The organism is Pectobacterium polaris (assembly GCF_002307355.1).
Classification (GTDB): Bacteria; Pseudomonadota; Gammaproteobacteria; order Enterobacterales; family Enterobacteriaceae; genus Pectobacterium; species Pectobacterium polare.
Window position 1 is genome coordinate 1,608,144 of sequence record NZ_CP017481.1, and the last position, 23,546, is coordinate 1,631,689.

The following is a 23,546-nucleotide window of genomic DNA, read 5'->3' on the forward strand; positions in this document are numbered from 1 at the left end:
AAAAAGGGAAGTTATTCTATCACGCATGGCGCTAACAGCCAGTGCTGTAGCGTTAATTGCCCAGAGCCGCTGAACGTGATGACCGCCTCGCTTGCCGGGAAATAGCGTGCAGACATCACGGCTTCGCCGTCGTTGATAAAAATTTCAACGCTGGAGCGATCGCACAGGATCTGCAATTGGCTCAGATCGCCGCACCAGTAGCGATGTTCTGGCTCGCCGGTGCGACGGTTACGGCGACTCAGCGTGACGCGTTCACCGTCCCAACAGAGAACCAACTGGGAAGCGAGGTTGAGCTGGAATTCCCCCTGCACGGTGATGAGGATTTCCGCGCTGCTAGCGTCAAGCGGAGAGGCGTAGTCTGCGGCACCCTGCCAGGTGTAATGCTGTCTGCGCAACTGCTGCAACTCGCGCGCAGGACGTTGATAAACGCGATCGTCATGCAGCGTGAGTTCACGCGGGCAGGTCATGGTATGGATCCAGCCGTGTTCGATCGTCGGTTCAAAAAATTCATTGTCGTCAGGAATCGACATCCAGCCGAACAGCAGGCGTCGCCCGTCTTCACTCAGCGTGGTTTGTGGAGCGTAAAACTCGAAGCCGAGATCCAGTTCGTGGAAATCCTGATGCGGGTAAGCACCGTTTTCGTAATGGAGTGAGCCAATAAAATAGCCAGCCTGAAAGGTATTCAGATAGCGTTCTTCTTCGGCGGGAACGCCCTGTGGGCAGCAAATCAGTACGTCTTTGCCATCCAATGGGAACAGGTCCGGGCACTCCCACATATAGCCAAAATCACCGAGCCCGCCCAAACGGGAACCGGCGATCTCACCGATCTTTTCCCACGCCAGCAGATCGGCAGAACGGTAGAGCAGTACTTTACCTTGCAGGTCGAGATCCTGTGCGCCGAGCACCATGTACCAGTGGTCGTCATGACGCCACACTTTGGGATCGCGAACGTGGCCGGTGTAGCCGTCGGGGAGCGTCAGAACCGCTCCCAGCTTGTCATATTCACCGTTAGGGTTCTCACGGGCGAGGCACTGAAACGCGGTGCGTGAGCCGTCATCGTATTTCACGTTACCGGTGTAAATCAGCGTGATCGCGCCATGATCCACCACGGCAGAACCGGAGTAGCAGCCGTGGCTTTCATAGCTTTCGCTCGGTACTAGCGCGACGGGTTCATGCGTCCAATTTACCAGATCGGCGGAACTCCAGTGCCCCCAGAATTTCGCTCCGTGGGCACAGGCTAAAGGATTCCACTGATAAAACAGATGGTAACGCCCGTTGTGATGAATAAATCCGTTCGGATCGTTGAGCAGACCAACGTTCGGAGACAGATGCCATTCCGGGCGATACGGATCTTCCTGTTTCCGTGAATGGCCTGACATCAGGGCGTGCGCCATGCGCTTTAGTAAGTGGACTTCCTTCATTATTCGCTATCCGTTTTATATTTCAGCAGTAAGGAAATGGTAAAGGCGGCACCGAACGCAATTAACATCCCAATCAGGTAGTTAAGCATCGAGCCCCCTTGCACAATCGCCAGTCCCGGAAAACCGGTCAGCCCGACGGCCGTCATATTGACGTGATTGAAGACCACCCATGCGCCACCGAGTGCACCGCCTGCCAGCGCCGCCAGGAACGGTTTAATGAAGCGCAGGTTGATACCAAATATCGCTGCCTCTGTGATGCCTAACAGACAGGAAAGCCCGGCAGGAACGGCAATCGCTCGGGTTTTGGCATCACGCGTTTTGAAGTATACCGCCAGACACGCGCCGCCCTGCGCCACGTTCGCCATCGCCCAAATCGGCAGCAGGAAGTTGACGCCGATGTTCGGGTTGCCAAGTAGTCCAGCTTCAATGGCATGGAAGCTGTGATGGACGCCAGTGATCACGATAACGGAGTAGAGGCCGCCGAACAGCAAACCAGCAATCCATCCTGCGTGAGCAATCAATGTGCTGAGAACCAGAGAAATACCATCGCCCAGCGCACGTCCAGCCGGGCCGATGAGCAGCATGGCGACAAAGCCGGAAATGATGACGGTCAGGAACGGCGTGACGATGATGTCCAGTGCGTCTGGTACGACCTTACGCAGGCGTTTTTCCACGATGCTCATGAACCAGACGGCCAGCAGGACCGGAAACACGGTGCCCTGATAGCCGATCATGGCGATGTCCATACCGAAGAAATGCATGGTCTGGAAACCACCAGCAACGCCCCAGGCGTTGGTCAACGCTGGATGAGTCAGGATACCGCCTAGCGTCGCGCCCAGATAAGGGTTGCCGCCGAATTCCCGCGCGGCGGTAAAGCCGATCAGAACAGGCAGGATAATAAATGCGGCGGAGCTGAACATATCCAGCATCACGAAGATCGCGCTACTGGAATCGACCCAGCCGTAGGTCTTGATCATGCCGAGCAGCCCCATCAGCAGACCGGACGCGATAATCGCCGGCATGATAGGGACGAAGATGTTCGATAACAGACGCGCGAGACGTTGCAGCGGGTTCAGCTTTCTCGCGGCAATAGAGGCCGCTTCGGATTTACTCGATTCACTGATGCCTGCCGCTTTGATGAATTCGGCATACACCTTGTTAACCAATCCTGTGCCGAAAATGATCTGCATTTGTCCGGCGTTCTGGAAGCAGCCTTTAACGCCATCGACGTTCTCAATCGCTTTCTTGTCAGCCAGACTGTCATCATTCAGCACCAGACGCAGGCGAGTTGCACAGTGGGCAGCACTGGCGATGTTCTCTTTCCCGCCGAGAAGGGGGATGAGCGCGGCGGCAGTAGCGTTGATATCCATGTTATTCCTCTTCTTTCAATAGGATATGCTGTTTTTTCGGCGTCGATTAGCGCGTAATCGACGCCAAGGTCAGACAATTATCAGAACCAGGTTTCCATCTGGATACCGAAGTTCCATTCGCCGCCTGCTTTAAAGCCGGTGGAGCCAAACGTATCTTCACTGGAGTAGTTATCCAGTCGTTTATCCCAGTCCATGTAGCTGGCAAACACGCGCAGCTCAGGGCGGCTAAAGAAGTTACCGATATCGCCGACCTTGAACGTTGGTGCAAAGGTCAGCTTGTAGAAGCCGCCGCTAACCTGATTCAGGCTCCGATAACCGCGCGGATCGAGGTCCATGTATTGATAGCTGCCTTCATAGGCCAGTGCAAAGTTTTCGGTGATTTCCTGAATCAGGCGCGCATTAAACGTCACCCATTCGTAGCTGTCGCCGCTGACGTAACGGTCTTTGCTGGTTTGCGCCAGAATGGACGGTGCGAAGCTCCAGGTCTTGTTCAGCGCCGTTGTGCCGTAGGTTGCAAAGCGCCAGGTGTTGGCATCGTTGGTCAGGTTGCCATCGGCGCCGATGTTCTTCACTTCGCCGCCCAGTCCGTGACCGTAAAGGATCGCGGTTTTCGATGTCCCGTCGCGCAAGCCGTAGAAGCTGTCGCCGTGGTAAGCCACCATCGCGTGATAGCCTTTGTCGCCCGCATTGGTATTGGTGACGACAGTGCTATCGCGGCTGGTACCCGTGTTTTCTTTTACATCGTTGTTCTTCGCGGTTAATCCGCTCAGCATGAACTGGAATGGCCCGGCGTAGTTATTAGCGGTGAAGACGTAGTTTTTGATGTCGTTATCCAGCGAGGTAATTTCGCCGAGGCTGCGGCCATACAGCGAGAAGTTACTCTTGGCGCTATCCGCCCATTTCACGTCATAGATCCCGCCGCCGGTGCCCGCGAGGAAGACCACGTCGCTGTCCAGCCAGTGAATATCGAAGTTATCGCGATCGAAACGTTTACCCGCCCACAGCGTGGTGTCCTTAAAGGCACCGGTGAAGGTTGGCAGTGAACCCAGTTCGACGAAGGCTTCACGGATGTTGAGGTCGCTGGTGGCCGCCGTCCAATCGTTATAGCTGCGCTGACCGTCCGCCATCATCACCTTGAAGCGGGTGGTCGCGCCGTTATCCAGTTTCTGTTTGTGCTCCAGTTTGATCTCGACGTAGGTGTCGTCTTCATTGCCTAAACGGCCAATATGTCCGCCAGTTTGACCGGCAGGGGACATGCCCGGCCCGATATCGGTTTTGGCGCTGGTAGCAGAATCATTGATCGACAGGCCAGAACGCGCGTAGCCGTGGAATTCAAATCCATCGGCGAACGACTTCTGCTTGGCCAGTGCCGTTGTACGCTGTTCCACCTGCTGGGTTTTCTGTTCGGTTTGGGTCGTGCGGGTCGCTAACTGCTGGGTTTGCTTTTCAGCGGCATTAGCTCTGGCTTCGGCGGCCTGAGCACGTGCTTCTGCCTGTTGCAGACGCTGTTCCATGGCGTTCAGACGGGCTTCAATACTGTCGGTGTTGGCAGCGGAAACATAAAACGGGGAGGAAAGTAATAATCCTATCGTCACAGCAAGGTGGCTTGGCTTCATTTTTTCGTTCTCGTCGTGAAGGAGATTTATTGTTTTTTGGATTTCTCGTGTTTAGCTAAATTGCTAAACCGATTTTTCGTGAGGAAAATAAAAGCCAAAAGAAGGGTTAGCAAGAAATTTCACTCGCCCGATTCTGTAACTGTGATCCTGACTACAAAACCGGGCGGTAACCGTATCAAACGAGGGGATTAGCGCTTGGCTAAGGGCGTGCGTGTAACTGCTGCGCGTAGGGGAGTGCGGTCATCGCGCCTTTTGCCGTGGTCGCCAGTGCACCGCACCGCTGCGCCTGCTCGATAATGGGGTCCCAGCTCAGCGGCTGTGACAGGTCGTCATACTGCGCCAGACCTTGAAGTAAACCGGCGACGAAGGCATCGCCCGCGCCAGTGGTATCGACGGGTGTCACCGATGGCGCGGCAAAATGCTGTAGCTGGTGGCGATCGTGCAGCCAGACGCCTTCGCCGCCCAGCGTCACCAGCAAGAGTTGGGTAGGGTAGCGCTGCATAAACTGCTTAATCCCCGCTTCAACATCCGGTGTTGAACAGAGAAAGGCCAGCTCTTCACGCGATAACTTCACCACGTCGGCCAGCATCAGTGCTTGTGTCAGACAGTCGCGCAGTTCCTGCTCGCTTTGCCAGAGGTCGTCACGGATATTCGGGTCGAAACTGACCCAGCCCTGTGCGGCTTTCACCTGCCGCATCGCCGCAAACGCGGTACTGCGCGAGGGCTCCTGCGAAAGTGCGATAGAGCAGAGGTGCAGCCATTCTCTCTGGCTGAACAGCGGCAGGTCTTCCGGCTGTAAAAACAGATCGGCACTCGGGCGAACCATGAACGTGAAGGTGCGTTCCCCTGTTTCATCGAGGCTCACGACCACGGTTGAGGTCCGATGGAGCCTGTCGTGTGCCATGTAGCGAGTATCAACGCTTTCCTGTTCCAGCACCGTTTTTAGAAAATGGCCAAAAACATCGTCGCCGACGCGGCCAACAAAGGCGCTGTTTCCCCCGAGTCTGGCAATGCCGACCGCAACATTGGCGGGCGCGCCGCCAGGGCATTTCAGATAGCGTTCCGTATCTTCCGGGATGAGATCGACAACCGCGTCGCCCATGACCCAAATTCTGTTTGCCATAACGTTACTCTTATCCATGATTATTAGACTGTTTGCTAAAATAGAAGAATCGGTTTAGCTAAGCAATACTCTTCATCGCAGAGGCACTCCCACATCAATAAAACGCATATTTCCACATCGCGTTGGCGAAAATTTATGCGATAGTCATCACGTTGCCACGGTCATCGGACTAAATAAACGGGCCTGTTATCCGATATCTATGGGGCGTGGCTGAATTAGAACCTATCCCATTAGGCTATTTTATTTGCCATTTTGAACCTAGGCAGTGCTCGAAATCCTCACGTACTACGTGTACGCTCCGGTTTCTGCGCGCTGTCCGTGTCCAAACTGGCTGCACCAATAACGCCTACTGGGATGGGTTCTTAAGCCGCAAAAAAGGACGAATGGAGAAGGATATGCATTACCCCACCTCTTTCCGGGTTTGTCCCGGTGCGTAATTACAACCTGCTTTGGGGAATATGGGCGATATGGGCTTTACTGGTTATCGTCTGGCTTGTTGATATTTATAGCGAATTTCCCCTTCGATATTATGGTCAGGGAGTGGCTGCTGTACTCGCCACAAGTGCCACGATCGCATTTTTCTATACTGTTAAAAGGAATAACACGATGTTTTCATTCGATAAAAACAAAAAAGACGCCAAAGAACCGCAAGAGCGCAGTGAAATAAACAGCTCTCCCGCTATCAGCCCATCGAACGAGTTGATTAATTCAGTGAACCCTGTGCGTGTGAAAAAAGACACCTTCATTTCTCAGGGGGCGCGTATGACGGGCTCTCTGGCAGTGGATGGCAACATTACCGTGGAAGGCCGGGTAGAGGGTGATGTGCAGTGTGATAACACGATTAAAGTGGAGCACACCGGTCAGATCAACGGCGAAATGAAATCGCAACAGATCGTCATCAACGGTCGCGTAGAAGGACGCATAGCCGCCAGCGTCGTAGCTATTCTGGCGCAGGGAAAAGTATTCGGCGACATTTTCACCGATGAACTCTCCATCGAAAAAGGCGGCGTTTTCACCGGACAATCCCACCCGCTGACCCCGCCAGCGCAGAACCAAGAAAAACTGACCTACGTGGAAAAGAAAAAAGAGAAACCCGGCAAAGCCCCCGCAGAACAAGAGAACGTCGTCGCGCTAGCGAGCAATGCGCCAACGGCGTGAGGTTCTCCCTTACTCTCTGGATGTAAGCTTAGTGTTCCCCGCACCTGCGGGGATAAACCGAACAGCAGGGATGTAGATTATAACGGTTTCCTTATTGTCAACTCGTTCCATTTACGGCATATTGTTTCCAATCTGGAAACATTAGGGAGTGAATCCAGATGCATGTTATTTCGCGGGCACCTTTCGACACTGCAACCACTCAGTTTCCGAATCAGGCTACAGCACTTGCTGACCTATATCGGGTTATCAAACGCGAAATGTATGCAACACCGGACGATATGAAAAAACGTTTCCCTAGCCTAGATAGGATGAAATACCGGGAAAAATGGTGGGTTATTGATATTGGTGGCGGGCATCTTCGAGTGATGTTTTTTGCTGATTTTGAGCGGGGGAAAATCTTCATCAAGCACATTACATCCCATGCAGAGTATGACAGGCTGACAGAGTATTACCGGAGGAATAAAGAATGATGTACGCAGACGCTATCAAGGCAGCTAACAACCTGACGAGTATCGTACCATTCCTCGGAGGCAGCACCTCTCGTAAGGATTATGAGGATGCGCTGAAACTCACTGAATACCTGATCGAGAGTGAGCCTGATAGTCCGCTAATCGATATGCTGACTGCCAAAATTGACAAATACGAGAATGATGCACCGGAGTTTGCAGCCTTCAACGAACGTGTTAAAGCACTCCCGGCCGGTATCGCTTTACTGCGCGTCCTTATGGATCAGCATCAGCTAACGCAGAGTGATTTTGAAGCTGAGATTGGTAAAAAGTCTCTGGTATCCCGCATTCTAAACGGTGAGCGCACTCTAACGCTTGATCACATGAGAGCGCTTGCTAAACGATTCGATATTCCCGTGAGTGCTTTTGTTGATTGACACGACTGTTCAGCGATTCTTGCTAAGAGCAGCATAATGCACCGCGCTATAATGTGTTCCCACATCAGCGGGTTCAAATCCCGCTTCTGGCTGGCGCGATGGGGGATTGCGTGTCAGTATTAAAGCACGCCATTTTTGCACCCACCGTTACGGTGAGGCGCTATGCCAATGATTCTTGTCTTCCATACGTTACCGTAAGGAGGTGATATGAAAGTTGAAGCCGCAGAGTCGTCCGTCTTTGCCAGCCAGCAGGTGATGGCGAAGCGTTCCACAGAGCATGCCGAGAAAGCGGCGCTGTCCGAACAGCTTCAGTCTTATCAGGTGGGCAGTGGTGCTGTTCCTGCCGGTGAGACGACGCGGTATGATTTCACCCGCATTAGCCCAGCCGAGCTGTATGAAACGGTTGAAGGCCTTGTGAGCAGTGGGCGGTTGGGGCGTGAAGAAGGTTCCGCGCTGTTGGGTTTTGTCTCGTCGCCGAGAGCCGAAGGGGGAAGCATCCCGCCTTCCAATGTGTTCCAGCCGATTAATGTTTTCGACACCATTCAGCAAGGTGTCGCGGGTGCATCATCCCGTAGCGAAGTGCAGAATACCGAAAGCCTGCAACGTGCCGCAGAGGCGCTGAACCGCTTTCAGGGGCAGGTTTCCAGCATTAGCGTTTACGTCTAGCATATTCCGACTCGCTGTAGTCTGATGACGTCTCTCTATCCCCGCATTTGCGGGATAGTCGTTTTATATCGCGCTCATTGTTTAGGCTTCGCTCAGCGTTGGGCCTGAGCTTTGATTTCCGTCAGCAGCGTGATTAGCGCCTGTACGTTGTCGTCCTGCGTGCGCCAGGATGACACGCTGATGCGTAATGCCGGACGCCCCTGCCAGACGGTGCCGCCAAACCATGCTTTGCCCGACGCCTGCAACGCTTCTCGTATTGCTGTCGTTTGGCCGTCGGTTTCCCCCCGCAGCAGAACCTGATTAAGCACAACCCGATTCAGTATCTCAAATCCTGCATGGCGCAGGCCGTCGGCGATGAAGGTTGCCTGTCGGCAGTGTCGTTCGACCATCTCTGCCACGCCGTCGCGCCCCAGCGTACGCAGTGCTGCCCACACCGGAATGCCGCGCGGGCGACGGGAGAACTCGAGCGTCAGGTTCTTCTGCGCATCTCGTGCCGCACTAGAATAGACGGCATCCGCGTTCATCGCTTCCGCCAGCACGTCCGCATCGCGGCAAATCGCCATCGCACAGTCGTAGGGTGTGTTCAGCCATTTATGCGCGTCGGTTGTCCAGTTATCGGCCAGATCGATGCCGTCGGTGAGCGCCGCGTGGGATGAGGCTCTGGCCCACAGCCCGAATGCGCCATCAACGTGAACCCAGGCACCTGCTGCTTTCGCGATGGGAATGATCTGCGCAAAGTCATCGAACTCGCCCGTGTTGACCTCGCCTGCCTGCAAACAAAGAATCGTATGATCGTCCAGCGGAGGAAGCTGCGCCACGTCGATCTGCCCAAACGCATTCACGGGCGCGATAAGTAAATGGCGTAGCCCAAAGCCGAGTACGCGCAGCGCTTTCTTCACGGTGATGTGCGTCAGTTCCGAAATCACGACCTTAATTTCAGGCGCGCCGTTCAATCCATCGTTGTCAAAATCCCAGCCCTGTTTTGCCAGCAGAGCACGACGCGCGGCGGCCAGACAGGAAAGCGTGCAGGCGGTGGCGCTGGTGCCGAAACCCACGGCGCTGTCTTTGGGTAAGTTCAGAGCATCGAGCACCCAGCGGCTGGCGAGGCGTTCCAGCGTGGCGGATACCGGCGAGTTATCAAAGGTGGACGCGCACTGATCCCAGGCGATCATTAATCGCTCGGAGGCAGCGGCGACCGGCAATGAGGCGCCGATAACAAAGCCGAAATAGTTTGGACCATTGGAGGCGGTGGTAGCCGGTGAGCCGACCTCATCCAGCAGCGTCAGCGTGCTTTCGGGCGAGAAGCCCTGTTGCGGCAGCGCTTCATCAAAACGTGCCAGCGCTGCGAGGGCATCGGCATCGGGGAAAACCCGACGCTGTGCCGTCTCAGCCAGATAACGTCGGCCGCGCTCGTCGGCATCAGCCAGTAACCTCAGTTCGCTCATGCTTTTTCCCTTATCAATCGGATTGTGTTGTTATCAAGAGGCGCTGTTCCGCTATCATGATGGCGTGGCGGCGGCTGGTGACGGCGTTGAAGCGTGCAGCGTCACTTTCCAGAAAAGCAGCGCCAGCAGGCTGACGGCTGCGCCAAGAATGCACACGCCTGACCAGCCCGCAGCATCATACGCCGCTGTCGTTGCCATCGCGCCAAGCCCACTGCCGATGCTATAAAACAGCATATAACAGCCAACCAGACGGCTGTGCGCATCAGGATGCGTCTTGAAAATCATGCTTTGGTTGGTGACGTGAATGGCTTGCCCGCCCAGATCGAGAACGATGATGCCGACCACCAACGCGAAGAGAGAATAGGGCGCTAACCACAGCGGCAGCCACGATGCCAGCAACAGTAACAGGGCGATGCCGCTGACCCACTGTTCGCGTCCTTTATCGGCCAGCGAGCCCGCTTTCACCGCCGCCAGCGCGCCGAGAATACCGACCAAACCAAATGCACCGATCACGGTATGAGAGAAGAAATAAGGCTCACGGCTCAGCGGCAGAACCAGTGCGCTCCAGAAAATGCTCAGGGCAGCAAACATCAGTAAAGCGATGATGCCGCGTATTTGCAACACCCGCTCTTTACGCAACAGGGTCAGCATAGAAAGCAGCAACGCGGAATAGCGCGGACGCTGCCGGGCAGGCGGCTGATGCGGCAGTGTGCGCCATAAAAGCACGGCAAGCAGGAGCATCAGCAGCGCAGAGAAAAAGTATACGCTGCGCCAGCCTGCTAGATCGGCGATGAAACCGGACAGCACGCGCGCCAGCAACAGCCCAATCACCACGCCGCCCTGTGCCGCACCCACAACGCGCCCGCGTTCCTGCGGTGCGGCAGCGGTCGCGGCATAAGCAATCAGCCCCTGCGTCATTGCTGTGCCGAGCATGCCCACGGCCAGCATGCCGATCAATAAAGACAGAGGTGTAGTGGATAGCCCAACGGCGATCAGCGCTACGATGAGCGCACCCAACTGGGCAAGCATCAAATACCGCCGATTGAGGATATCGCCCAGCGGCACCAGCAGAATTAACGCCAGCGCACAGCCAAGCTGTGTTGCGGTCATCACGCCGCCAACGGCTGCGATACTGATGTGAAAATCTACCGATAATGCATCCAACAGCGGCTGTGCATAATACACATTGGCGACGCTAAGGGCGCTGGCACAGGCAAACAGCAAAACTAACGCGCGCGGTAATGCCGTCTGCGTGCTGCAAGGAGTGCAGTAAAGATCGCCTTCGGTAACGGATGGCGTGGTATGAATAGGGCTTGTTTTCATGGTATTGGCTTTCATTGCTCAATTTGGTTTCAAAATAAAACCACTTGAAGCATAAATACTCTGGTTTTATTCTGCAACCAAAAATCGTGCGATCAGTTTTCAGCCTGTGGGTAAAGCAGGCAGGATGAACAGGAAAAAGGGGAGGAAGTATTCATGGTGAAGCGCAAAAGTTTGAAAGAGGATGCGTGTCCCGTCGCGCGCGCGCTGGATGTGGTTGGCGATCGCTGGGCGTTGCTGATTATCCGCGATGCCTTCGACAATCGCCGCCGTTTCGGCGATTTTCAGCGCAGTTTGGGTGTTGCCAAAAATATCCTTACCGACCGTCTGCGCACCTTGGTTGAGGAAGGCATTTTGTCCGTTCAGCCCGTTTCCGAAAGCTCGGCCTATCAGGAATATATCCTGACTCCAAAAGGTGAACAGCTATTCCCGCTCGTTGTGGCGCTACGCCAGTGGGGGGAACAGCAGCTGTTTGCAGAGGGGGAACCTCACTCCCTGTTATTGGATAAACACACCGGCCAGCCTCTGCAAACCATGCTGCCGCACTCTGCGCAAGGCCAGCTGTTGGTCGGGCAGGATACGTTCGTTCAGAAAGTGGATTGAGGCAGCGTAATGCAGAAAAAACTGAGAAAAACAGACAGCGATCTTGAGGCAATCTCCCGCTATTTGAAGAAGTTGCACGTACTGACGTTATGCGTGGGTGAAAATTCGGAATTATGGTGTGCGAGTTGCTTCTATACTTATGACGATCAACAGATAGCCTTCTATCTAATGACGGAGTTGCAGACGCGTCACGGTGAAATAATGGCAAGGCTGCCGCAGGTGGCCGGTACGGTGAGCGGCCAGCCGAAGAGCGTCATGCTGATTAAGGGCGTGCAGTTTCGGGCGCAGGCGGTGCAGTTGGAAGGCGATGACGCGCAGCAGGCCAGAGCACGGTACAACGCGCGTTTCCCTATTGCCCGGGCATCGCAAGCGCCGATCTGGCGGCTCGATCTGACAGAAATCAAAATGACAGACAATACGCTGGGCTTTGGTAAGAAACGCCACTGGCAGCGCTAACGTTCTTCAGAGATAACCGTCGTTACAGAGATCATTTGTCATAACTAACATTTGTCATAACTAACATTTGTCATAACTAACAACAGAAACATAAAAAAATTGGGATAGTGAAAGACGCTGAGCAAGGGGGAAAACCGATGAGCCGAGTACTGTTATTAGGTGCAACGGGGTTAGTGGGGCACGAGTTGTTAGAGCTGTTGAAAGCCAATAATCGGGTAGAAACGATCTATGCGCCGACGCGTAAGCCGCTGGCACCGTCGGAGAAAGTGGTCAATCCGTACGATCCCGATCTTTCTGCCGCGCTGGCGCAATTGACCGATCCTGTCGATATCGCGTTTTGCTGTCTGGGATCGACGCTCAAGACGGCAGGCAGTAAGCAGGCGTTCCGCTATGTGGATTACACGCTGGTAGTGGAAGGATCAAAGGTGGCGCTGGCGCTAGGCGCGACGCACCTATTGGTTGTCAGTTCGCTGAGCGCGAGTGCGACGTCGCCTTTCTTCTATTCGCGAGTGAAGGGAGAAGCGGAAAAATCGCTGCGTCAGCAAGGCTGGCAGCATCTGACACTGGCACAGCCGTCGATGCTGCTGGGGGAAAGAGAAGACAGCCGTCCGCTAGAAAGTCTGGCCGCGCCGCTGTTTCGTCTGTTCCCGGCAAAATGGCGAGCCATTGAAGGGAAAACGGTCGCGCAGGCGTTGCTGAATCAGGCGTTCTCACCCGAGCCCAAAGCGCGGGTCACCGTGCTGGAATCCGATCAATTACGTTCACTGGGTAAGCAGCAGGCGCTTCAGTAGCCGCTTGTCGATCAGCGCAGGCGGTGGACAACCTGATTGCTGCTGCCGCGCCAGATCAGTGCGGGATCTTTCAGATCTTGCACAAATTTTCCATCGACTAACACGTTGATGAGATCGACCACCCGCTGTTGCTCCGGCGTCAGTTCCGCCAGCACGTAGCCCGTCCAGACCCAGATATCTTTGCCTGGGCATTCCGCGCGTATCCGTTCGACTAGCCGCAGGATGTCAGGCACGTTCTGTGGGTGAAGCGGATCGCCGCCAGACAGCGAAATTCCCTGCCGGGGGATCGCTGTATCCTGGAGATCGGCGATGATCCGATCTTCCTGTTCCTGCGTAAACGGTTGACCAGAGTTGAGTCGCCAGGTGCTTTTGTTGTAGCACCCCACACACTCATGCACGCAGCCCGCGACAAACAGCGTGCAGCGGGTGCCGGGGCCGTTGACGACATCAACGGGATAATACTGGTGGTAATTCATGCTGTAGAGCCCATGTTATGAAGCGGGCGCGTGTTGACGGTGCCGCGAAAGGTGGGCCGCATTGCTGCGGCCCTGAAGGGATTACCCCAGTTGACCGTTGCCTAAGTGCTTGATTCGACGCTTCACTTCTTCCTGCTTACCGGCGTTGAACGGGCGTGCATCCGGGCTGCCGAGGTAGCCGCACACGCGGCGCGTGACGGAAACGCGGGCCGAATCGTGGTTACCGCATTTCGGACAGGTGAAGCCTTTGCTGGTGCACTCGAATTCACCAGTGAAACCGCACTCGTAGCATTCGTCGATCGGCGTGTTGGTGCCGTAGTAAGGCACGCGGCTGTAGCTGTAATCCCACACGTCTTCCAGCGCTTTGAGGTTGTGTTGCAGATTCGGGTATTCGCCGTAGCAAATGAACCCACCGTTAGCCAGCGGTGGATAGGGCAGCTCGAAGTCGATTTTCTGGTAAGGGTTCACCTTCTTCTCCACATCGAGGTGGAAGCTGTTGGTGTAATACCCTTTGTCCGTCACGCCCTGCACGACGCCAAACTCGGCGGTATCCAGACGGCAGAAGCGGTCACACAGGTTTTCGCTCGGCGTGCTGTACAGGCTGAAGCCGTAACCCGTTTCGTCTTTCCACTGCTCGGTGGCGGCTTTCAGGCGAGTGATAACGGCCACGGCTTTGGCACGCAGCGCTTCGTCATCAAACACGTGCGTTTGGCTACCGAAGAGAGCGTTAATCGTTTCATGCAGGCCGATGTAACCCAGCGAAATCGAGGCGCGTCCGTTCTTGAAGATATCCGCGATGCTGTCGTCCGCTTTTAAGCGCACGCCGCAAGCCCCTTCCATATACAGGATGGGCGCGACACGAGCTTTCACGCTTTCCAGCCGCGCAATGCGCGTCATCAGCGCTTTCTTCGCCAGCGTCAGACGTTGATCCAGCAGCGTCCAGAAGCGGTCTTCATTGCCTTCGGCTTCCAGCGCGATGCGTGGCAGGTTCAGGCTGATTACGCCCAAATTATTGCGGCCGTCGTGAATCTGCTGGCCGTTCTCTTCATAAACGCCGAGGAAGCTGCGGCAGCCCATTGGCGTTTTGAACGAACCGGTGACGTTCACGACCTGATCGTAGTTCAGAATATCTGGGTACATGCGCTTGCTGGCGCACTCCAGCGCGAGCTGTTTGATATCGTAATTCGGATCGCCTGCTTTGTGGTTCAGACCGTCGCGAATCGCAAAAACCAGTTTCGGGAAAACCGCCGTTTTGTGGTTTTTACCCAGCCCGGCAATGCGGTTGCGCAGAATCGATTCCTGAATCAGACGCGATTCCCAGCTGATGCCGAGCCCAAAGCCAAAGGTCACGAACGGGGTCTGGCCGTTAGCGGTGTGCAGCGTGTTGACTTCGTATTCCAGTGACTGGAAGGCGTCGTAGCACTCTTTTTGCGTGCGGGTTAAGGCATAGTTTTCCGCATCGGGAATCTGCCACTCTTCTGCCACGGATTTATGTTTCGCATGGCTGGCGGTGACGAACGGCGCCAGAATCTCATCAATACGGTTAATCGTGGTGCCGCCATAAATGTGGCTGGCGACCTGCGCGATAATCTGCGCGGTGACGGCGGTAGCGGTTGAGATCGACTTCGGTGGCTCAATCTCCGCATTCCCCATTTTGAAGCCGTTGGTCAGCATGCCATCCAGATCGATCAGCATGCAGTTAAACATGGGGAAAAAGGGCGAGTAGTCGAGGTCGTGATAGTGAATCTCACCGCGCTCGTGCGCCAGCACCACATCACGCGGCAGGATGTACTGTTTGGCGTAATGCTTGGCGACAATACCAGCCAGCAGATCGCGCTGGGTGGGAATCACTTTACTGTCTTTGTTGGCGTTCTCGTTCAACAGCGCCATGTTGCTCTGTTCAACCAGACCGCGAATTTCCTGATTCAGACGACCGTGGCGTTCACGCGCGATATCGCGGTCATGGCGGTATTCGATGTAGGTACGCGCCAGTTTTTTGTAATTGCCGGACATCAGCAGGTTTTCGACTGCATCCTGAATATCGCGGATATCTACGCGCGATTTATCCTGCATTTGTTGAGCGACCGCACAGGCCACAGTTGCGCAGTAGTCTGCATCATTGACACCGGCTGCATGTGCCGCGCGTTCGACCGCCTCTTTGATTCGCACTTCATCAAAAGGCACCTGGCAACCGTCCCGTTTAATCACTACTGGTTTCACGTTTTCTTCCTCTGGAAAGGTTATCCACAGGCGAAAACCGTAACTGACAAGGGTTACAGGGGGCTGTGGATGACACTGTGGATAAACACTATATGTAGTTCATGTTTACAGGATAGGCACTATATATTGAAATTGCGTAGGGGTGTTTGCGCTTTTATCGCTGTAAAATTGATGTAGAGCAAAGAAATCCTCATGTCGCGGGGTATTTGAGCCTGAACAAAAAATAGTCAAAAAAGGCGATGAGAGTGGGAAGGCTTGCTACGCGCGGCTTGGCGGAATTTTGTTTGTTTTTTGACCGTGATGTGTGCTGGGAATGTCAATAATGTTGTTGTGGTGAAAGAAAGAACAGAAAAAAAGCGCAACGGTTACCGTGCGCTTTTTAGGGATATTGCGGTGATATTTAGCGACGAACGGCGATCGCTTCGATCTCGATCTTCACGTCTTTTGGCAGGCGTGCGACTTCAACGCAAGAGCGAGCCGGGAACGGTGCGCTATGTTCGTTGAAGAAGGCTTCATACGCGGTGTTGACCAGAGCGAAATCGTGCAGGTCTTTCACGAATACGGTCATTTTCACGATATCGGAAACTTTCAGGCCAGCAGCTTCCACAATCGCCTGAACATTTTCCAGTGACTGACGCGTCTGAGCGGTGATGTTATCTGCCACCAGACCGCTTTTCGGGTTCACGGGGATCTGGCCGGATGTGAAGATCATGCTGCCAAGGTCGACGCCCTGAACATAAGGGCCGATGGCGGCTGGGGCGTGCTCAGTGCTGATAATTCGTGACATGGTATCTCCTTGATGGGGGCGTAAAAGGAACGCGGACGCCGCCATTATTCAAAAAAGCCCCGCGACAGGCAATGTCCATTGCGGGGCAATGCAGAAAACTAGCGATCTTGCAGCACTGCCTGACGCTCAAACTCTTTCTCGCAGTACTTACACTTCAGGTGCACGTCGCCGTCACGCTGCTTCACGCTGAATGACGACGAAACCGGTTCGCTGCGGCTGATGCAGTTGCTGTTTGGGCAAGTGAGCACGCCGGTAATGTGGTCTGGCAGCGTCGGCACCAGCTTGCGCACCACGTCATAATCATCGATCTGATTGACGGTCGCCTGCGGTGCGTAGATCGCCAGCTGATTCGCCTGCTGCTCGGTCAGGAAGATGTTCTCGATCTTGATCAGATCTTTGCGCCCAAGGTGGTTGGACGGCAAATTCAGGCCGATGGTGATGCGCTGGTCTGTCGCGGTCAGTTTAAATAGCGTCAGCAGCTTAAAACCCACCTGTGCGGGAATGTGGTCGATCACCGTGCCACGTTTGATCGCTTCAACCTGTAATTTATTATCGTGTGTCATGATGGCTTCTTCCTCTTACAGAACCAGTTCGCGATTCAGGACCAGCGCCAGCAGCGCCTGACGGGCGTAAATACCGTTGCCCGCCTGCTGGAAATAATAGGCGTAAGGCGTGGCATCCACATCAATGGTGATCTCATCAACGCGCGGCAGCGGGTGCAGCACTTTCAAATTCGGGCGGGCGCTGTGCAGGTCGGCGGCGCGCAGGACAAACTGGGATTTGATGTTGATGTATTCGGACGGATCCAGACGCTCTTTCTGCACGCGCGTCATGTACAGAATATCCAGCTCGCCGACGACCTCATCAATGCTGTTGTGCAGGCTGTAAGCAATATTCTTCTCTTTCAGCATGCTCAGAATGTAGTCCGGCATCGCCAGCGCGTCCGGTGCGATGAAGTAGAAGCGGTTGCCTTCAAACTTAGCCAGCGCCTGCGTGAGTGAATGCACGGTGCGGCCATATTTCAAATCACCAACCATCGCGATATTGATGTTATTCAGTCGGCCCTGCGTTTCCTGAATGGTGAACAAATCGAGCAGCGTCTGCGTCGGGTGTTGGTTCGCACCGTCGCCAGCGTTCAGAATCGGAATACCGCCGGAGAACTCGGTCGCCAGGCGTGAAGCGCCTTCCTGCGGGTGACGCATCACGATGGCATCCACGTATTGGCTGATGACGGAAATGGTGTCGGCCAGCGTTTCGCCCTTTTTCCCCAGCGATGTGTTGTTGCTGTCAGCGAAACCGACGACGGAGGCGCCGAGGCGATGCATCGCGGTTTCAAAGGATAAACGCGTCCGGGTGGAGGCTTCGAAGAAGCAACTGGCAATCACTTTATGTTTCAACAACTCAGGCTGAGGATTGGCTTTCAGGCTGGCAGCGACACGCAGCGTCAGTTCCAAATCTTCCCGACTGAGGTCGTTAATCGAAATAATATGTTTTTGATAGAGCGGATTGACCATGTTGTCTTTCTCCTAACGTGTACACAGGAAATGTCGTATCTGGTTGCCCGGATTGTGGGCCAAAAAAAAGCCCCTCATTGAGGGGCTTCTTCATTGAATCATTGAGCAACGGAAAGGAAAACGCTAGCTGGCTGCCGGATGGCAGTTGTGGTTGAGAACCAACATAAGCAGCGGATTTTTTGGTGTAACGGTGCATGACCCCTCCCGGAAAACTGTCGGGAATTATACGCGCCGACTAGGCTATTTCAAGCAGAAAACGTGGTTTTTTACGCATCGCAATCGGTTGCGGGTCGCGTGCTGTATGCATAACGTTCGTGAGCGGGAGAAGGCCGATAGAGAAGAGTGGTGGGCAGTTCACTTTTTCGTATTAACACGCTGGCGGGCGTCACATTTGGAGAGTATAAGGATTGTAAAACAGGGTTTCATTTTTATATCAACGAGGGTTTTTATGATTACTGGCAACGTCCACCACCTTGAACTGGTTCCTTATCTGCCTGCCAAACTGCGCGAAGCGATTGAATACGTGAAGCAAAACATTACGGCAGACACGCCGTTGGGCAAGCATGATATCGAAGGCAACAGCGTGTTTGTGTTGATCTCCAACGACAGCACCGATCTGCTGGAAAAGCGCCGCGCTGAGTATCACGCCAAATATCTGGACATTCAGATTGTGCTGTCCGGTGTGGAAGGGATGACGTTCAGTAACCTGCCTGCGGGCACGCCGGATACCGATTGGCTGGCGGATAAAGACATTGCTTTCCTGCCTGCGGGCGAGCAGGAAAAACAGTTTGTGATGCAGGAAGGGGATTTTGTCGTCTTCTTCCCAGGTGAAGTACACAAACCGCTGTGTGCCGTTGGTGAACCTGCGCACGTGCGTAAAGCCGTGGTGAAAATCGACGCGTCACTGGTGGTGTAAACCGCCGGAAAGCCTATCCCTCCCCGCTCTGGGGAGGGACGTCAATCTTAATCCTGTACCAGCGTGGCAACCATCACCGCTTTGATGGTATGCATGCGATTTTCCGCCTGATCGAACACGATGCTGTGCGCGGATTCAAAGACCTCATCCGTGACTTCCATTCCACCGTGCAGACCATACTGCTCCGCCATTTGTTGGCCCATTGTCGTCTGATCGTCGTGGAACGCGGGCAGGCAATGCAGGAACTTCACCTGCGGATTACCCGTCGCGGCGATCATCGCCATGTTCACCTGATACGGTTTCAGCAGCGCGATACGCTCTTTCCAGGTCTCTTTCGGTTCCCCCATGGAAACCCAGACGTCGGTATAAATGAAATCTGCGCCCGCGACGCCTGCGGCGATATCTTCCGTCAGTGTGATGCTGCCGCCGGTTTGTTCTGCCGCCGCCTGACATTCAGCCACCAGACCGGCATCCGGCCAGCAGGCTTTTGGCGCAACAAGACGTAAATCCAGCCCGGTCAATGCCGCCGCTTCCAGCATGGTGTTACCCATGTTGTTGCGCGCATCACCGACATAGACGAGCGTCATTTCTGACAGCGATTTACCCGGCAAATGTTCCTGCATCGTCAGCAGATCCGCCAGCAGCTGCGTAGGGTGGAATTCGTTCGTCAGTCCGTTCCAGACCGGGACGCCCGCGTATTGCGCCAGCGTTTCGACAATTTGCTGACCGTAGCCGCGATATTGAATGCCGTCGTACATTCTTCCCAGCACGCGTGCAGTATCCTTAATGGATTCTTTATGGCCGATTTGGCTACCGCTTGGGCCGAGATAGGTCACTTGCGCGCCCTGATCGTATGCAGCAACTTCGAAAGAGCAGCGAGTACGAGTCGAATCTTTTTCGAAGATGAGTGCGATGTTTTTGCCTTGCAGACGGCGGGCTTCTGTCCCGTTTTTTTTGTCGGCTTTCAGTTTCGTTGACAGGGCTAAAAGCTTGGCAATTTCTGCGGGTGTAAAATCCATTAACCTTAAAAAGTGACGCTTATAGAACGGTTGCATGATGTACCTCTCCATGTGGCTCAACACCATTGGTTGAATTAAAATTCACTTTATATGTGTAATTATTCAAATTCAAGTGGTGATATCAAACTTTGTGGTGGAGCAAGCCGCAGGGCTGTGGGACAATAAGTAATATTACGTCGTTTAATGAGGACTGAGGCATGGCAAACCGCGAATTACTGGAAGAGCAACGGGAAGAGACACGCCTGATCATTGAAGAACTGCTGGATGATGGCAGCGATCCTGACGCGCTCTATACCATTGAACACCATTTCTCTGCTGAGAAGTTTGAAGTGTTGGAAAAAGTCGCTGTAGAAGCCTTCAAGCTGGGTTATGAAGTGACGGATGCGGAAGAACTGGAAGTGGAAGATGGCGTGCTGCTGATGTGCTGCGATGCTATCAGTGAAGTTGCGCTGAAGGCGGAACTGATCGACACGCAGGTAGAACAGCTGCTGGCGCTGGCAGAACGCCACGGCGTGAATTACGACGGTTGGGGTACCTACTTCGAAGATCCAGATGGTGAAGGTGAAGAAGACGGGGATGATGAAGATTTTTTTGACGAAGATGATGACGGCAAGCGCCACTAAGTCATTAATCTCGAAGAACACGCCTCACTGAATGCCGCAGGAACACCCTGCGGCGTTTTTTTACTCTGTATGACCGCGCGCGGTGACTGCACCGTAAGCCGATTACAGTGCCTTCAACATCGTCACTTCACAGTCGGTGTGGCCCGTGTTGCCCATTGCGTGGGGAATCGACTCGAAGCCCAGCGATTCATACAGTCGGATCGCGCTGGTCAGGTGTCCGGTTGTTTCCAGATAGCAGCGGCGAAAGCCGTGCTGACGAGCAAAATCAAGTGCTTGTATTGCCAACTGACGTGCTAGCCCTTTGCCCCGCACGATGGGTAAGAAATACATTTTCTGTAATTCACACACATCTTCTTCGCCTGCGACCAGCGGGGCAATGCCGCCACCGCCAACCACGCGGCCGTCATATTCAACCACCCAGTAGGCGCTTTTCGGCTGGTTATACAGGGCAAATAGCGCATCCAAATTCGGATCGGAAACGGTATAGCCTTTATCGGCTGTCAAACCAAACTCAGCAGAAACCTGACGGATGACCTGAGCGATAGCGGCATCGTCTTGCGCGGTAATTGGGCGTACCTGAAGATTGGCGGAGGTCGCGGTTGTCATAATACGTACTCTTGTTCTTACGGTTTACGAGGGGGGAATGATCCTAGCCGATTGTAATACCATTTCAGACCACATTGATGCAACGTCTATACCCACCATACTTCACGTTGTCTGGGGGCGATTTCTCTATGAGTTTCTCTATTCCTTGTAATTCATAAGTATATGAACTTGTTTAATTGCTGTTAACTTTTATTGTTGTCATTAACAGGACATGCTTAAATAAGCCGCTTTTTGTATGCCAATAACGTATCGAATGAAGCGTTTATAAGGCTTATTTCTTTTAGGATGAAAGGTCTATGACTATCAATACTTCAAAAAATAGCACGCAGCATCGCGTGCAGTTTCATGGTAAGGCTGGGGAATATTTTGCAATTTGGCTGGTGAATGCATTATTAACGATCGTCACTTTGGGTATTTATTCTGCTTGGGCGACAGTGCGCCGCCGCCGTTATTTTTACGGCAACACGGAAATTAACGGTGATCGTTTTGATTACCATGCGGATCCGATTCAGATTCTCAAAGGACGTTTGCTGGTTATCGCTGGTCTGATTCTGTTTTATGTCGTATTGGCGATGTCACCGACGTTGGGAACTATTCTCGCATTGGCATTTGCGGCATTGATTCCGATTATCGTGATCCGCAACTGGCGTTATGACGCTATTATGTCCAGCTATCGTGGTATTCGCTTTAATTATCATTGCCAGACTGGTCGCGCGTATTGGGTGTTGCTGCTTTGCCCTATTCTGCTGCTGCTGGCTTTTTATGCTGTTTTAGCGGTTGCGATGTTCATTGGTATGCAGAGCGATAGCCCGATTATCATTACACTCATCGTGCTGGCGCTGGTGGTTCCAGGGTTTGCAGCGGTCAATGGCATCATGAAAATGATGCAGCTTGATCTCTATGTTAATAACCTGTTCTTCGGTAAAACGGCGTTTAAAGCGGAGTTGACGAAAGCGGCGTTTATTAAATTCGCCCTGATTAGCCTGCTGATTTTTGTTCCTTTCTTGATCGCCGCGCTGTCATTCATGGGGTCGTTCTTGTTCACGCTGTATCAGATTATTATGATGGGCGCAGATTCTGAAACCATTGCCATGATGATGCTGAGCAACGTCTTCAATATGGTCATGATGTTCGTTGTGGCGCTGCTGGGTGTGCTGGTTTCCAGCAGTTATCTGGTTGTCGCACAGCGTAATTATCTGTTTAACCAGACGTCGCTGAATGGTGGTGTGAAATTGCACTCTTCCATGCAAACGCTGTCTTACATGGGGCTGCTGATAACCAATAGCCTGATCACTATTTTCTCTTTGGGTTGGGCTGCACCGGTGGCAGAGATTCGTCACGCACGCTATATCGCGAATGCGACAGCGGTTGAAGGCGATCTGGAACTGCTGCATGTTCAGGCTCATCAGGACACAGCAAACAGCGCACTGGCCGAAGAAGCCGTGCAGGCGCTCGATTTGGGTGTCGGTCTCTAAGGCAGGAATATGAATATTAAGGGGCATTATCAATACCCCGGATTGGCGGCCCGCGTGGCCGCTTCTCTTCATTTATCGGACAACGGTTCGATGATGGTGCTGAACACCGGATCATCGAATACGACATTTGCGTTGGAGCAGGTCACGGTTTCCGATGCGCTGGGCTCGATTCCTCTAACGCTCACATTTCCTGACGGCGGTCGCTTTGTTCCTGCCGACGATCCCACTTTTCGCGGGTGGTATTCCGCACGACGTCGCCCGGGGCTTGTCCATCGTTTAGAACGCCATAAGCGTGGCGTCATTCTCACGCTACTCGCCACAATCTTGCTCGTCATAAACTATGTTTACGTGGTACTGCCGTGGGCAAGTTCTGCGCTGGCACTACGGATGCCAACCGCTATCGAACAGCAGCTTGGGCAAAATACGCTAAAGCTGTTACGGCACAGTGATTTTAAGCCTTCTAAATTGCCTGTTGAACGCCAGCAAGCGATGCAAGCGCTGTTTCAACAGGTTATGCCCGCTGACATGCGGGAAGACAAAACGCCACTGCGCCTGGAGATCATGTCTGCGCCTATCGGGCCGAATGCTTTTATGCTGGCAGATGGTACGCTGATTATCAGTGACGACCTGGTGAAGCTGGCGAAAGATGACAACGAGCTGGCCGCGGTGATGCTGCATGAAATGGGACATCACGCTTATCGCCACCCAATGCGCATGGTGGTGCGTTCATCGCTGGTATCGCTGACCTTCATGTGGATGACGGGAGATGTCAGCGGAGTCGGGGATACCTTGTTGCAGTCTGCCGCTTTTATCAATGAGATGCAGTTTTCCCGCGATATGGAACGGGAAGCCGACGCATGGGCAATAGCAGAAATGCAGCAGCAAGGGCGTTCGCTTCAGTCGATGCAGGCAATGTACCGAGCCTTGATCGCTAACGACCGCAGTCAGGATGAAATTGATTCGCTGGATTTACCGGACTGGCTGAGTACGCACCCGGATATGGATGAGCGGCTGAGAGCCATTGAAAGCGAGATGAATAAGCGCTAATCCTCAGCGCT

General features: G+C 53.7%; 25 protein-coding genes and 1 pseudogene. 11 read left to right on the forward strand and 15 right to left on the reverse strand.

Going from position 1 to position 23,546, the window contains the following annotated elements; genetic code table 11:
- Positions 1-11 precede the first annotated feature (11 nt).
- From BJJ97_RS07300 to BJJ97_RS07315, 4 genes are all read right to left on the reverse strand, one after another.
- Positions 12-1,421: a glycoside hydrolase family 32 protein gene (locus BJJ97_RS07300; protein ID WP_095993501.1), complete on the reverse strand. Its 1,410-nt coding sequence runs from the start codon at positions 1,419-1,421 to the stop codon at positions 12-14.
- Complete coding sequence (locus tag BJJ97_RS07305) at positions 1,421-2,791, reverse strand: sucrose-specific PTS transporter subunit IIBC (protein ID WP_095993502.1); 1,371 nt, start codon at positions 2,789-2,791, stop codon at positions 1,421-1,423. The genes BJJ97_RS07300 and BJJ97_RS07305 overlap by 1 nt, the downstream gene beginning before the upstream one ends.
- A gap of 80 nt (positions 2,792-2,871) precedes the next feature.
- Positions 2,872-4,407: a carbohydrate porin gene (locus BJJ97_RS07310; RefSeq protein ID WP_095993503.1), complete on the reverse strand. Its 1,536-nt coding sequence runs from the start codon at positions 4,405-4,407 to the stop codon at positions 2,872-2,874.
- Between the two features lie 199 nt (positions 4,408-4,606).
- Positions 4,607-5,530 (reverse strand): aminoimidazole riboside kinase, encoded by a 924-nt coding sequence (locus BJJ97_RS07315; RefSeq protein WP_095993504.1) that lies wholly within the window; start codon positions 5,528-5,530, stop codon positions 4,607-4,609.
- Between the two features lie 606 nt (positions 5,531-6,136).
- Here BJJ97_RS07315 and BJJ97_RS07320 point away from each other — a divergent pair.
- From BJJ97_RS07320 to BJJ97_RS07335, 4 genes are all read left to right on the forward strand, one after another.
- Positions 6,137-6,688, forward strand: coding sequence for a bactofilin family protein (locus BJJ97_RS07320; protein ID WP_095993505.1), 552 nt, complete (start codon positions 6,137-6,139; stop codon positions 6,686-6,688).
- 158 nt (positions 6,689-6,846) lie between these two features.
- Positions 6,847-7,158, forward strand: a complete 312-nt coding sequence (locus BJJ97_RS07325) for a type II toxin-antitoxin system HigB family toxin (protein ID WP_095993506.1) — start codon at positions 6,847-6,849, stop codon at positions 7,156-7,158.
- Positions 7,155-7,571 (forward strand): helix-turn-helix domain-containing protein, encoded by a 417-nt coding sequence (locus tag BJJ97_RS07330; RefSeq protein WP_095993507.1) that lies wholly within the window; start codon positions 7,155-7,157, stop codon positions 7,569-7,571. Before BJJ97_RS07325 ends, BJJ97_RS07330 begins: the two co-directional genes overlap by 4 nt.
- A gap of 207 nt (positions 7,572-7,778) precedes the next feature.
- Positions 7,779-8,237 (forward strand): hypothetical protein, encoded by a 459-nt coding sequence (locus tag BJJ97_RS07335; RefSeq protein ID WP_095993508.1) that lies wholly within the window; start codon positions 7,779-7,781, stop codon positions 8,235-8,237.
- Positions 8,238-8,329: 92 nt separating this feature from the next.
- Here BJJ97_RS07335 and BJJ97_RS07340 read toward each other — a convergent pair whose 3' ends face one another.
- Complete coding sequence (locus tag BJJ97_RS07340; protein WP_095993509.1) at positions 8,330-9,682, reverse strand: pyridoxal phosphate-dependent decarboxylase family protein; 1,353 nt, start codon at positions 9,680-9,682, stop codon at positions 8,330-8,332.
- Between the two features lie 54 nt (positions 9,683-9,736).
- Positions 9,737-11,005: an MFS transporter gene (locus BJJ97_RS07345; protein WP_095993510.1), complete on the reverse strand. Its 1,269-nt coding sequence runs from the start codon at positions 11,003-11,005 to the stop codon at positions 9,737-9,739.
- Positions 11,006-11,158: 153 nt separating this feature from the next.
- On the opposite strand from BJJ97_RS07345, the gene BJJ97_RS07350 reads away from it, so the two are divergent.
- The 3 genes from BJJ97_RS07350 (at position 11,159) to BJJ97_RS07360 (ending at position 12,852) form a co-directional block, all read left to right on the forward strand.
- A complete protein-coding gene (locus BJJ97_RS07350) occupies positions 11,159-11,605 on the forward strand; it encodes a winged helix-turn-helix transcriptional regulator (protein ID WP_095701372.1) in 447 nt (148 codons plus the stop codon).
- Positions 11,606-11,614: 9 nt separating this feature from the next.
- Entirely contained in the window at positions 11,615-12,061 is a 447-nt protein-coding gene (locus BJJ97_RS07355) for a YhbP family protein (RefSeq protein ID WP_095993511.1), read from the forward strand.
- A gap of 137 nt (positions 12,062-12,198) precedes the next feature.
- Positions 12,199-12,852, forward strand: a complete 654-nt coding sequence (locus BJJ97_RS07360; RefSeq protein ID WP_095993512.1) for a Rossmann-fold NAD(P)-binding domain-containing protein — start codon at positions 12,199-12,201, stop codon at positions 12,850-12,852.
- A gap of 11 nt (positions 12,853-12,863) precedes the next feature.
- On the opposite strand, the gene nrdG is transcribed toward BJJ97_RS07360, so the two are convergent.
- From nrdG to BJJ97_RS22130, 6 genes are all read right to left on the reverse strand, one after another.
- Positions 12,864-13,328 carry an anaerobic ribonucleoside-triphosphate reductase-activating protein gene (gene nrdG / locus BJJ97_RS07365; protein ID WP_039470412.1) on the reverse strand — a complete coding sequence of 155 codons (465 nt, stop codon included), beginning with the start codon at positions 13,326-13,328 and terminating at the stop codon, positions 12,864-12,866.
- Positions 13,329-13,409: 81 nt separating this feature from the next.
- Positions 13,410-15,548 carry an anaerobic ribonucleoside-triphosphate reductase gene (gene nrdD, locus BJJ97_RS07370; protein ID WP_095993513.1) on the reverse strand — a complete coding sequence of 713 codons (2,139 nt, stop codon included), beginning with the start codon at positions 15,546-15,548 and terminating at the stop codon, positions 13,410-13,412.
- A gap of 400 nt (positions 15,549-15,948) precedes the next feature.
- On the reverse strand, positions 15,949-16,335 hold the full coding sequence (ridA, locus tag BJJ97_RS07375) for a 2-iminobutanoate/2-iminopropanoate deaminase (RefSeq protein WP_039354809.1): 387 nt from the start codon (positions 16,333-16,335) through the stop codon (positions 15,949-15,951).
- Between the two features lie 98 nt (positions 16,336-16,433).
- Complete coding sequence (pyrI, locus tag BJJ97_RS07380; RefSeq protein WP_039482089.1) at positions 16,434-16,898, reverse strand: aspartate carbamoyltransferase regulatory subunit; 465 nt, start codon at positions 16,896-16,898, stop codon at positions 16,434-16,436.
- A gap of 15 nt (positions 16,899-16,913) precedes the next feature.
- On the reverse strand, positions 16,914-17,849 hold the full coding sequence (gene pyrB / locus BJJ97_RS07385) for an aspartate carbamoyltransferase (RefSeq protein WP_095993514.1): 936 nt from the start codon (positions 17,847-17,849) through the stop codon (positions 16,914-16,916).
- Positions 17,809-18,045, reverse strand: a complete 237-nt coding sequence (locus BJJ97_RS22130; RefSeq protein WP_167385193.1) for a hypothetical protein — start codon at positions 18,043-18,045, stop codon at positions 17,809-17,811. Before BJJ97_RS22130 ends, pyrB begins: the two co-directional genes overlap by 41 nt.
- Positions 18,046-18,297: 252 nt before the next feature.
- Between BJJ97_RS22130 and BJJ97_RS07390 the strand changes: the two genes are divergently transcribed.
- Positions 18,298-18,765 (forward strand): YhcH/YjgK/YiaL family protein, encoded by a 468-nt coding sequence (locus BJJ97_RS07390; RefSeq protein WP_095993515.1) that lies wholly within the window; start codon positions 18,298-18,300, stop codon positions 18,763-18,765.
- Positions 18,766-18,812: 47 nt separating this feature from the next.
- Here BJJ97_RS07390 and argF read toward each other — a convergent pair whose 3' ends face one another.
- Both argF and argL read right to left on the reverse strand, forming a co-directional pair.
- Positions 18,813-19,820 (reverse strand): ornithine carbamoyltransferase, encoded by a 1,008-nt coding sequence (argF, locus tag BJJ97_RS07395; protein ID WP_095993516.1) that lies wholly within the window; start codon positions 19,818-19,820, stop codon positions 18,813-18,815.
- Positions 19,821-19,842: 22 nt separating this feature from the next.
- A pseudogene (gene argL / locus BJJ97_RS22455) lies at positions 19,843-19,890 on the reverse strand (putative translational regulatory protein ArgL); the annotation flags it as partial.
- Positions 19,891-19,981: 91 nt separating this feature from the next.
- Here argL and rraB point away from each other — a divergent pair.
- On the forward strand, positions 19,982-20,407 hold the full coding sequence (gene rraB / locus BJJ97_RS07400) for a ribonuclease E inhibitor RraB (protein ID WP_095701383.1): 426 nt from the start codon (positions 19,982-19,984) through the stop codon (positions 20,405-20,407).
- Between the two features lie 102 nt (positions 20,408-20,509).
- Here rraB and BJJ97_RS07405 read toward each other — a convergent pair whose 3' ends face one another.
- Positions 20,510-21,013, reverse strand: coding sequence for a GNAT family N-acetyltransferase (locus tag BJJ97_RS07405; protein WP_095993517.1), 504 nt, complete (start codon positions 21,011-21,013; stop codon positions 20,510-20,512).
- Between the two features lie 296 nt (positions 21,014-21,309).
- On the opposite strand from BJJ97_RS07405, the gene BJJ97_RS07410 reads away from it, so the two are divergent.
- Together BJJ97_RS07410 and BJJ97_RS07415 are read left to right on the forward strand one after the other, a co-directional pair.
- Complete coding sequence (locus BJJ97_RS07410; protein WP_095993518.1) at positions 21,310-22,488, forward strand: YjgN family protein; 1,179 nt, start codon at positions 21,310-21,312, stop codon at positions 22,486-22,488.
- A gap of 9 nt (positions 22,489-22,497) precedes the next feature.
- Positions 22,498-23,535 (forward strand): M48 family metallopeptidase, encoded by a 1,038-nt coding sequence (locus BJJ97_RS07415; protein WP_095993519.1) that lies wholly within the window; start codon positions 22,498-22,500, stop codon positions 23,533-23,535.
- Positions 23,536-23,546 lie beyond the last annotated feature (11 nt).

Coding starts and splice junctions, on each gene's coding strand:
- BJJ97_RS07300 (WP_095993501.1), bottom strand. CDS start 1,421: ATGAAGGAAGTCCACTTACTAAAGCGCATGGCGCACGCCCTGATGTCA.
- BJJ97_RS07305 (WP_095993502.1), bottom strand. CDS start 2,791: ATGGATATCAACGCTACTGCCGCCGCGCTCATCCCCCTTCTCGGCGGG.
- BJJ97_RS07310 (WP_095993503.1), bottom strand. CDS start 4,407: ATGAAGCCAAGCCACCTTGCTGTGACGATAGGATTATTACTTTCCTCC.
- BJJ97_RS07315 (WP_095993504.1), bottom strand. CDS start 5,530: ATGGCAAACAGAATTTGGGTCATGGGCGACGCGGTTGTCGATCTCATC.
- BJJ97_RS07320 (WP_095993505.1), top strand. CDS start 6,137: ATGTTTTCATTCGATAAAAACAAAAAAGACGCCAAAGAACCGCAAGAG.
- BJJ97_RS07325 (WP_095993506.1), top strand. CDS start 6,847: ATGCATGTTATTTCGCGGGCACCTTTCGACACTGCAACCACTCAGTTT.
- BJJ97_RS07330 (WP_095993507.1), top strand. CDS start 7,155: ATGATGTACGCAGACGCTATCAAGGCAGCTAACAACCTGACGAGTATC.
- BJJ97_RS07335 (WP_095993508.1), top strand. CDS start 7,779: ATGAAAGTTGAAGCCGCAGAGTCGTCCGTCTTTGCCAGCCAGCAGGTG.
- BJJ97_RS07340 (WP_095993509.1), bottom strand. CDS start 9,682: ATGAGCGAACTGAGGTTACTGGCTGATGCCGACGAGCGCGGCCGACGT.
- BJJ97_RS07345 (WP_095993510.1), bottom strand. CDS start 11,005: ATGAAAACAAGCCCTATTCATACCACGCCATCCGTTACCGAAGGCGAT.
- BJJ97_RS07350 (WP_095701372.1), top strand. CDS start 11,159: ATGGTGAAGCGCAAAAGTTTGAAAGAGGATGCGTGTCCCGTCGCGCGC.
- BJJ97_RS07355 (WP_095993511.1), top strand. CDS start 11,615: ATGCAGAAAAAACTGAGAAAAACAGACAGCGATCTTGAGGCAATCTCC.
- BJJ97_RS07360 (WP_095993512.1), top strand. CDS start 12,199: ATGAGCCGAGTACTGTTATTAGGTGCAACGGGGTTAGTGGGGCACGAG.
- nrdG (WP_039470412.1), bottom strand. CDS start 13,328: ATGAATTACCACCAGTATTATCCCGTTGATGTCGTCAACGGCCCCGGC.
- ridA (WP_039354809.1), bottom strand. CDS start 16,335: ATGTCACGAATTATCAGCACTGAGCACGCCCCAGCCGCCATCGGCCCT.
- pyrI (WP_039482089.1), bottom strand. CDS start 16,898: ATGACACACGATAATAAATTACAGGTTGAAGCGATCAAACGTGGCACG.
- pyrB (WP_095993514.1), bottom strand. CDS start 17,849: ATGGTCAATCCGCTCTATCAAAAACATATTATTTCGATTAACGACCTC.
- BJJ97_RS22130 (WP_167385193.1), bottom strand. CDS start 18,045: ATGCACCGTTACACCAAAAAATCCGCTGCTTATGTTGGTTCTCAACCA.
- BJJ97_RS07390 (WP_095993515.1), top strand. CDS start 18,298: ATGATTACTGGCAACGTCCACCACCTTGAACTGGTTCCTTATCTGCCT.
- argF (WP_095993516.1), bottom strand. CDS start 19,820: ATGCAACCGTTCTATAAGCGTCACTTTTTAAGGTTAATGGATTTTACA.
- rraB (WP_095701383.1), top strand. CDS start 19,982: ATGGCAAACCGCGAATTACTGGAAGAGCAACGGGAAGAGACACGCCTG.
- BJJ97_RS07405 (WP_095993517.1), bottom strand. CDS start 21,013: ATGACAACCGCGACCTCCGCCAATCTTCAGGTACGCCCAATTACCGCG.
- BJJ97_RS07410 (WP_095993518.1), top strand. CDS start 21,310: ATGACTATCAATACTTCAAAAAATAGCACGCAGCATCGCGTGCAGTTT.
- BJJ97_RS07415 (WP_095993519.1), top strand. CDS start 22,498: ATGAATATTAAGGGGCATTATCAATACCCCGGATTGGCGGCCCGCGTG.